This window comes from Microcoleus sp. Pol12B4 (assembly GCF_036701385.1).
Lineage (GTDB): Bacteria > Cyanobacteriota > Cyanobacteriia > Cyanobacteriales > Microcoleaceae > Microcoleus.
In genome coordinates, this window is sequence record NZ_JAUBQR010000061.1 from 22034 (window position 1) to 30680 (window position 8647).

6 protein-coding genes are annotated in these 8647 nt (G+C 43.4%); 1 reads left to right on the forward strand and 5 read right to left on the reverse strand.

The window, feature by feature from the left end:
- Positions 1-11: 11 nt before the first annotated feature.
- The 3 genes from QUA38_RS11145 to bioF form a co-directional block, all read right to left on the reverse strand.
- On the reverse strand, positions 12-2936 hold the full coding sequence (locus QUA38_RS11145) for an ATP-binding protein (protein ID WP_333161723.1): 2925 nt from the start codon (positions 2934-2936) through the stop codon (positions 12-14).
- Between the two features lie 981 nt (positions 2937-3917).
- Positions 3918-4067 (reverse strand): arginine synthesis PII-interacting regulator PirA, encoded by a 150-nt coding sequence (gene pirA / locus QUA38_RS11150; RefSeq protein WP_172185012.1) that lies wholly within the window; start codon positions 4065-4067, stop codon positions 3918-3920.
- A gap of 277 nt (positions 4068-4344) precedes the next feature.
- The gene (gene bioF / locus QUA38_RS11155) at positions 4345-5517 is read right to left on the reverse strand and encodes an 8-amino-7-oxononanoate synthase (RefSeq protein WP_333161724.1); all 1173 of its coding nucleotides are present in this window, start codon (positions 5515-5517) and stop codon (positions 4345-4347) included.
- Between the two features lie 66 nt (positions 5518-5583).
- Between bioF and QUA38_RS11160 the strand changes: the two genes are divergently transcribed.
- Positions 5584-6519 carry an exopolyphosphatase gene (locus QUA38_RS11160; protein ID WP_333161726.1) on the forward strand — a complete coding sequence of 312 codons (936 nt, stop codon included), beginning with the start codon at positions 5584-5586 and terminating at the stop codon, positions 6517-6519.
- A gap of 123 nt (positions 6520-6642) precedes the next feature.
- On the opposite strand, the gene QUA38_RS11165 is transcribed toward QUA38_RS11160, so the two are convergent.
- Together QUA38_RS11165 and QUA38_RS11170 are read right to left on the reverse strand one after the other, a co-directional pair.
- Complete coding sequence (locus tag QUA38_RS11165; RefSeq protein WP_333161728.1) at positions 6643-6876, reverse strand: hypothetical protein; 234 nt, start codon at positions 6874-6876, stop codon at positions 6643-6645.
- An 11-nt stretch (positions 6877-6887) separates the two neighbouring features.
- Positions 6888-8009 carry a glycosyltransferase family 4 protein gene (locus QUA38_RS11170; RefSeq protein WP_333161730.1) on the reverse strand — a complete coding sequence of 374 codons (1122 nt, stop codon included), beginning with the start codon at positions 8007-8009 and terminating at the stop codon, positions 6888-6890.
- Between the last annotated feature and the right edge of the window lie 638 nt (positions 8010-8647).

Here is an 8647-nt window from a genome sequence, read left to right on the forward strand (position 1 = left end):
TTGTTGACTCCTTAATTTCGGCTACTTTTTTTGGGCAATATGATTATAAACTCTGTGTAATTTCCTACCTCTGTTTCGACTTTTAGTTCTCCTCGATGTTGCTGGACGATAACATCCTGACTAATGGAAAGACCTAGACCAGTACCTTCCGCTGGTGGCTTTGTAGTAAAAAAGGGATTGAAAATTTTATCGAGTACCTCTGGTTTTATACCTGAGCCATTATCGCGAATGCGGATTTCACTCGCGGAACCAATATTTCGAGTTCTAACGTCAAGCAGCGGTGAAAATACTTCTCCGATTTCTTGTTTCTTTTTATAGGCTGCATAACAAGCATTGCTAATAATGTTAAGAAAAACCCTGCCGATGTCTTGTGGCACGACCTCTACTTCGCCAATGTCATTGTCATAGTCGGTTTCTATGGTAATGTTAAAAGCAGGTTCTTTGGCTCGCATTCCGTGATAGGCTAAATTGATATATTCGGCCAATAAACTATTTATATCTGTAGCTTCCCACTGACCGCTTTGTCCCCTCGAATGCAAAAGCATATTGCCAACGATTTTGTCTGCTCTTTGACCGTGTTGATTAATTTTTTTAAGATTAGCTGTGAGGTCGGTTAATAGCTCGGCAATATCCTCACTGGTTTCCGGATCTAAACGTTCTGCTTGATTTTCAATTTTTTCAAACAGTTCTTGGGTTAATTCAGCAGAAAGTTCTGAGAAATTGTTGACAAAGTTTAAGGGGTTTCTAATTTCGTGGGCAATCCCTGCTGTTAAACTGCCCAGAGAAGCTAGTTTTTCTTGGACAACAATCTGATTTTGCATCGCTCTGAGATTTGCTTCTATCCGCTGGCGCTCTTCAATCTCATTCTGCAATTGCTGCACCGTATGGGTGAGTTCAGATGTACGCTCCTCGACTTTGATTTCTAGTTCCTCATTAGCTTTTTGTAGTGCTTCTTGGGCTTGCTTGCGATCGGTGATATCACGCACGATCGCCACATATTCTTGCAGATCCTGATTGGAAAGAGAAGCTTGTTGAGAGAATCGGTTTGAGATGGCAACTTCGAGGATGCGCGAGTTTCCATCGGGTAAGTTGAGGGTTTGTTCGCTGCGACTGAGCCACTGCTCTGGCTGAGCCGCTAATCCGGGTAGTAATTTGTTCAGGTAAGACCCAATTAGCCTTGTAATATCAATTCCGAAGATGCTTTCAGCAGCAGGATTAGTCTGACGAATTACACCTTTTTCATCCAGCACTACAATAGCATCTAGGGCTATGGTAAAAAGCTGTTCAGCTCCCTCTCGTGCCTCGTCCATTAAGACAACCTGGGATATGCTCGTCCAACAGGCAACGGCTACCCCAACAAAGGTGATACTCAAGACTAGCACTACCAAAAGATTAGAGGCAAGACTTGAGTTAGCCTCTAAGGGAATACCAAACAACCACCCGATCGTAACGGCGCTACAAATCAGTAAAATCGCGACTACAACCTGAAACGCCACAAAATCTGGTATCAAGCTCTTGCGATCTTGCCGATAACGCTGAATCCACCATTCTGGATGAAACGGTGCAAAGGGAATGCGACGGATAGCCGCATCCACTACGAAAATAACCACAGGAAACAGCAACCCAATCAGCACATCTTCCCGACTCCAAGCTAAGCCTCCAACCAGCAACACCACACCATCAAAAATCAAGAATCCTAATGCCCACCAAGGCCATCGCACTTCTGGAGATCCTCGCCGCAGCCAGAGCCCGAGATAGAGTGACATCAACATTACGATGAAGGCAACACAACCAATCACCAATAGCCGAGTTATATCTATCCAAAGTAAACCGATCAAATTAATTAAAACGCAAAATATCAAGCCTGGTTGCAGAACTCCTCGTCGGGAAACGATCGCAAAAACGGGTGCAACATATCCATCTAGAGCGAGTTGGTACAAAATTCGGGGAGAGTTAGAAACAGCAGTGGCGCAAGCTAGAAAACAGCTTGAAGCTAGCAACAGTGTCACGATTAAGGAAGCTGACGGGCCCCAAAATGGTACGGCTGCTGCTGATAAATTCTTAAACGAGTCTTCCCCCAGTCCTTCAGCGGTGGCTAAGCGCATTAGTACCCAGGAGTTGGCTAGAAATATGGGCACAATTAGCGCTGCAGCTAAGTTCAGAAACCGCAAAGTTTCACTGGGACGACGGCTGTCGGCGACAAAGGAAGAAGCGGTTTCGCAGGCGCAAGTAGCGTAGATCGCGAAGCACGACCACTTCGCCCAGTCCACAAAGGTTAAGCTTGGCCAACTGCTGGGGAAAAGTCCGGGACTCTCTGGAGATAAAGCTAACCATCCCATCCCTTGAATGCCAAACACCAGTAGAAATCCAATTGCTGGGAACACGAAAAATGCGTGCAGTATTCCTAGAGCGCGAGTGCCGCTAAATGCCACAATATAAGCGATCAGCGTGAATCCAACTATGAGAATTGTTCTGGGACACGGAATGCCCAAGGGTTCCAGGTTAGCTTGGATGAGGTCTGTGATGACGATCGCATTCACTGATGGATATACTACCCAACTCAGGAAGTAAGCGAACGCCGCATAGCGACCCAGAGAGGGATAGTTCCTCAGTAGCCTGGTGATATAGTTGGGTGTTCCCCCGGACATTTCTGGCCAATGTTCCCCTAAGCGTTTCACTTGCAGGTTCAGCATTACCCCCAACAGCACCGCGGGCAGCCAGACGAAAATTGCATTGGGGCCCAGAGCCGCGTACATTGGTGGTGCAATCGTTACCCATGCGATATGACCGCTCAGGCCAAAGCCCCAGGTTTCAATAGAACTCAGGCTTCTCTGGAGGCGCATGGGCGATCGCCTATTCAGATTTTCTCTTAGGGAAGGCTGAGTTGGTTCTGAGTGGTAGCCGTTTTCCGGCTCGTGTCGGATGTCTGTCGCCATCAAATTTACCTATTATTTTGGGGATTTTGCTGTCGCGACCATGAGGTTCAGCTTTATAGCTTTTAACTTATTTCTGTTAAGCATTTTTGCTAGTTTTAAATTTTGGCAAAGCTGCCTTTCCTAATCCACCCTGAAAATCTATCTCAATTGATTTTTAATATTACCAGGACTTACGCAACTGTCACAGCTCGGTGTACCAGCACCAAAAAATTATACAATAAACATCGAACAAGAAGTTTTAGTTGCTCAATTAAATAACTTAATAGCAGCCAGCGTTTAATTTTATTTATTATTTTACCATTTTTATCCGCTAAACTTTTGAGAACCTAAGCCACACAAGTTCATGACAAGCAATATGATTTGTTTTAATTATAGCTTGACCGGAGTGGCAAGATTTTCTCCCTGTTAATTGCTTGAGTTCCCTAAAAAATTGCTCAATTTTCCAGCCAATAGCACACACATGAGTGTACGTTATTCGTTCGCTTATTATTGAGTTTGGTCGTTAGTCGCGACTGTCAACTTGTCAGTGATCCGGACTGGTTAAGGTGATGGGATGGGGCGTTAGCAGGCTCAATCTATTTGTCAGGTGCTTTAGTGGTGTAGTTATGAGTAGGGTGCGCCTCGGCGCACCTTATTACTACAGATACTGTCAAAATATAAGCAATCCAGCGTAAGTCTTGTTCTTCCCTCTTGCTTCTTCGTTCTGACTTCAGAACTTAGGCAAAAAATGAATGTTTCAATCCGCTATTGGTACAGACTCGGTGGGCTGAGGCGCACTCTACAGATAGAGTTTGTGCGTGCAGGAGTGTTCCCTCTTCCTTCTTCCTTCTCAATAAAAAACCCCGGTTTCTTAAAGAAACCGGGGTTTTTCCTACCAACTAAGAGAGGAGTCAAAACTTCACAGGTAGCGGTTGCCGGAATTCTGCATTTCTCGCACAACCCTCTAAACCAAACTACGGGCAAATTCTAATTGCAGCTTCTTTACAGCTGTCTCATTTCTTCTTCAAGCACCCGAACCAAATCTTGATTCCCACTGGATCTCGCTACTTCTATGCGGTGCATCAGTTGCTTGTGAATGTTAGCGCGGTGGGTTTCTGCTACTTTTTTTACGTTTTGACGATTTGTGTTCATGGTGGACGTTCCTTATATTAAATTTGGTGTACCTGCTACTTCTCTAATATAGCGCTAAATTCCAAAAAGTATCTAAATTTACAAAAAATTTACAGTTGTTGACCGATCGACCAAACTCCTGTATAAGATTGGTCATAAGTCAATAGCGAGATCTTGACAATAAAAAAAAGCACAACACTAGAGCAGCAGAAGGCAGAAGGCAGAAGGCAGAAGTAGAAATTCTCCCCATCTGACAACATTTACTCAAAGGGTAAGATACTTATGACGTACTCAACATTTACTCAAAACTCACAACTTGCTTCAGCGCCTCTACCAACTGCTGAAGGTGTGCGAGCTCGTGAGTTGCCATCAGCGAAATCCGAATGCGACTCACGCTTACAGTCGGAGGCCGAATCGCCGGAGCAAAAATACCCATCTCCTTGAGTTTGCTGCCGACTGTTAAAGCGGAGGCTGCATCTTTTAACGGAAGACTGAAAATAGGGGAGAGGGAATTGCTAATTGGTAATTGGTGATTGGTAATGGCGCAATATTTGAAAGTTTCAATATTTTGTCGCAACCGAACTCGGCGTTCTGGTTCTTGCTGTACAATCCTCACAGCTTCCAAAGCAGCCGCCGCATCAGCAGGCGTCAATGCTGTAGTATAAATCCAAGTCGCAGCTCGATTACGCAGAAAATCTATTAAAGCAGCAGAGCCCGCAACGTAACCACCTAAACTTCCCAAAGCTTTGCTGAGTGTCCCCACTTGAATCAGTGGTGTTCCCGTACACCCGAAATGTTCTGCACAACCGGCACCGCTAGCACCGAAAACTCCTGTAGCGTGAGCTTCATCTACTAATACCATGCAGTTAAAGGTTTCGGCCACAGCTAACAACTGTGGTAGCGGACACAAGTCCCCATCCATGCTAAAGACGCTATCGGTAATAATTAAACACTTGCGGTATCTTGCGCGATTTTGCTCTAGCTTGGCCTTTAAATCCTCAAGATTGCAGTGATTGTACTCTAGGGCAGTTGCACTACTGAGTGTGGCACCGTTTTTCAGGCTCGAATGATTGTACTTGTCAGATAATATCAAATCACGCTTGCCGACAACGGATGCGATCGTCCCTAAATTCGCCAAATATCCCGAACTGAATACTAAAGCATCTTCAGTTTGTTTTAAATTAGCAATAGCTTGTTCTAGCTGTCGGTGCAAATCGCGGTGTCCGCTGACCAACCTCGAACCCGTCGCACCGGTACCAAATTCCTTAGTTGCAGCCATAGCAGCTTGAATTAACTTGTCATGGCCGGCAAGTCCCAGATAATCGTTGCTGGCAAAGTTAATCAGGCTGTGGCCTGCTAACTTTACCACAGGCCCGGGAGAACTTTCGAGCGATTGGGGCGATCGATACCAATCGGCAAGGCGAACTGTGTCCAGGGCCTTCTCTATCCAAGCGTAAGGGTCTGCGTTCATATTGGAAAGCGATCGGGTAATACGTTATATTAGCTGGTGATCAGTTCCTCCGCATCACATAAGCATATGCCACTCACTAAAAAATACAGATTAGTCACCCGCAGCGATTTTGACGGTCTTGTCTGTGCCGTTTTACTCAAAGAACTCGATATGATCGACGAGATTAAATTCGTGCATCCTAAAGATATGCAGGATGGGAAAATCGAAATAACAAATAACGATATTAGCACCAATTTACCATATGTTGAGGGAGTTCATCTAGCTTTCGATCACCACTTCAGCGAAACTCTCAGACACGAGAAAATCAAAATCAACCACATCATCGATCCCTATGCAGCTTCTGCTGCTAGGGTACTGTACAAATATTATGGAGGCCAAGCAAAGTTTCCTGATATTTCTGAGGCGATGATGGCGGCAGTTGACAAATCAGATTCTGCTCAATTTGCCCAAGAAGAGGTTCTGCATCCGCAAGAATGGGTATTGTTGAACTTCATAATGGACGCCCGAACAGGCTTAGGAAGGTTTAAAGAATTTACAGTCTCCAATTATCAATTAATGATGCAGTTAATCGATTACTGCAAAAATCATACCATCGATGAAATTTTGCAGCTTCCTGATGTAAAAGAAAGAGTAGATCTCTACTTCGAGCAAGAAGAAAAATTTAAAGAGCAAATACACCGATGCGCAAAAGTTTATAATAATTTAGTTGTTTTGGATTTGCGTAACGAAGAGGTAATTTATGCGGGAAATCGTTTTGTAATTTATGCTTTGTTCCCTCAGTGCAATATCTCGATCCACGTACTTTGGGGGCTGAAACAACAAAATACTGTTCTCGCAGTTGGCAAGTCAATCTTTAACAAAACTTCTCAAACTAATATTGGGGAGTTAATGCTAAGATATGGCGGCGGTGGACACCAGAATGCCGGAACTTGTCAGATTGAGAACGACAAAGCTAGTCAAGTTTTGAAAGAGTTAATTGCCCAGATAGAAGAAAATGGTTAAATTGGCTTTATCTTTTTTGCAGTCAGGACTTGAGTCTTTGATTATTTATTTTAATTTTCAACACTAAAGTCCTTACTACAAAGGAGATTTTTTGGGACTGAAGTCCTTACTACAAACGGGAGCTTATTCCTCAAGGTTTTGAGCTGGTGGGTTCAGAACATTGAGATGTTCTGAACTGTTGCCTTTGACTGGTGGCAAATGGTCTACCAAACCCATATCAAAAGCGATATCCGGCAACTCATCAGCTTTATATTTTCCTGGCTCAAACAATCGCCCGGGAGTAAAACAAGGCTGTTTCAATCGTACAACCTCCCCGGGCGAAAACATTCCCCTAAACATTTTGCGTTCGAGTCCCATAATTTCTGCTCCTAAAACAACTTTCGCATTAATCTTAACAATTTTTGAGTCGCAGCTTCCCAATTAAATAAATCCGCCGTCTCTTTAGCTTTGTGAGCTACCTGAAAACGCATCGGATCTTCCACAATTTTTCGCAACTGTTCGCGAACAGACTGAACATTGGGTTCTGCCCAATGAGGATCATTTCTGATTTTTAGATACTGAGTATCGTAACACTTTCCGACGGGAATTAGATCGTAAGCAATGGGATAGCAGTTATCAGTATTGGCGTACTCGGTCGGGCCACCGTACATAGTCATAGCGACGGGCAAACCTGCTGCAAAGGCATCCAAAATTTTAATTGCAAAACCCTCGCCGCGAAAGGGAGCTAAAAAAGCATCGGCTGACAAGTATAAATCAGCTAGTTCTGCTTTATTACAAAATTTAGGGATTATCCGAATTTTTGACTTGAACTTGCCTAATTGTTTTTCGATATTTACGAGATGCTCCACTATAACATCTGGATGTTTACCACCATCTTTGATTATTAACTCTACGTTAGAATCATCTCTAAACTCTTCCCAAAAAGCTTGAATGGCAAGATCCGTGCCAAATCTATACAAATCAAAAGAATTGGTCATGTGCAGAATATACTTTATATCTTCCTGGTTTTTTTGCGGTCTGGGAAAATAGAGTTGCGATATTAAAGGATTGAAACCTAGAGGCATGACTGATACTTTGTCAGGCGGACATCCAGCTTTGATTAAGACGTTTTTAGAATATTGGCTTACGGCTAGTTTGTGGGATAAGTTATTGACAGCATCGTAAATCCAGTAATCATAATCATTAGTGTTGTTAGCGAATTCGTAATTAATAGCAAAAAGTTCTAAATTGAGATGTCCCTTGAGCTCTTTTAAAAAATAAGGTTTCCAATAATGAGACCATTTTATCTGAAATAAGTCTGATGGTGCCGTGTTCATCCACTTTTCTAGCAGGTGGTTTTCTTCAGTGGTGGAATTGTCGCTGATCTGAGAAGCAATTGTTGAAGGTTCGACAGAAATAGGAATTCCCATTTGGTCTAAAGTTTTCGCCAGGGATAGCGTAATATCAGCGAAAGAGTTAAAGTGTTGGAAACCAACGTTAAAGTGAACCATATTTATTGGTTATTAGTCAGGGTAATCCCATCTAATTTGGTATAAATTGTACTTGATAAATGACAGAAAATGCACCCGCCAGAGGCAGGGTTGCGGTGGAGACGCGCTCGGCGACCAACAAGCAGTTAAACTGGGAATGGACTCCCGGCAGGTATTCCTCACTCAGGCAGAGGGAAAAAGGCTGCTGTGAAATCTACTGGCAACGGAACATTATTTAACGTGCTATCAACCTACTCAACCAAGGGAGTCCGATCGCTATTCGATATGATAAGCTGGCTGCCAATTATACAGCCATGATTACGATCGCCTGCATTCTGTTGTGGTTATAGTTTGAAAACGCGCCCTAGGCAAGAGCACATGATGGAGATAAATCAAGTAGGTGGAACCGCAGCGCTCGTGCTTAGGTGGCTATCAGCATCACACTCAATTTTCCTTCCTTAGTTTACGAGCTGTGCTTGAATGATACTGTCAAATGTTTAAAAAATTTACCTCACCATTATACCTTAATTAAAATATGATTACCCTATAATATCTCTGAGTATTTTTTTATTATTTCTTTTCCTTAGCGGGTGACAACGTACCTATAATGCTTGCTGCATAAAGGATAGAGCCAAGAAGCCGCGCTGAAAATAGAGACG

Bases quoted from the DNA above. Each gene is read 5' to 3' on its own strand.
- pirA (WP_172185012.1), bottom strand. From the start codon at position 4,067: ATGAACACAAATCGTCAAAACGTAAAAAAAGTAGCAGAAACCCACCGC.
- QUA38_RS11170 (WP_333161730.1), bottom strand. From the start codon at position 8,009: ATGGTTCACTTTAACGTTGGTTTCCAACACTTTAACTCTTTCGCTGAT.
- QUA38_RS11165 (WP_333161728.1), bottom strand. From the start codon at position 6,876: ATGGGACTCGAACGCAAAATGTTTAGGGGAATGTTTTCGCCCGGGGAG.
- QUA38_RS11160 (WP_333161726.1), top strand. From the start codon at position 5,584: ATGCCACTCACTAAAAAATACAGATTAGTCACCCGCAGCGATTTTGAC.
- QUA38_RS11145 (WP_333161723.1), bottom strand. From the start codon at position 2,936: ATGGCGACAGACATCCGACACGAGCCGGAAAACGGCTACCACTCAGAA.
- bioF (WP_333161724.1), bottom strand. From the start codon at position 5,517: ATGAACGCAGACCCTTACGCTTGGATAGAGAAGGCCCTGGACACAGTT.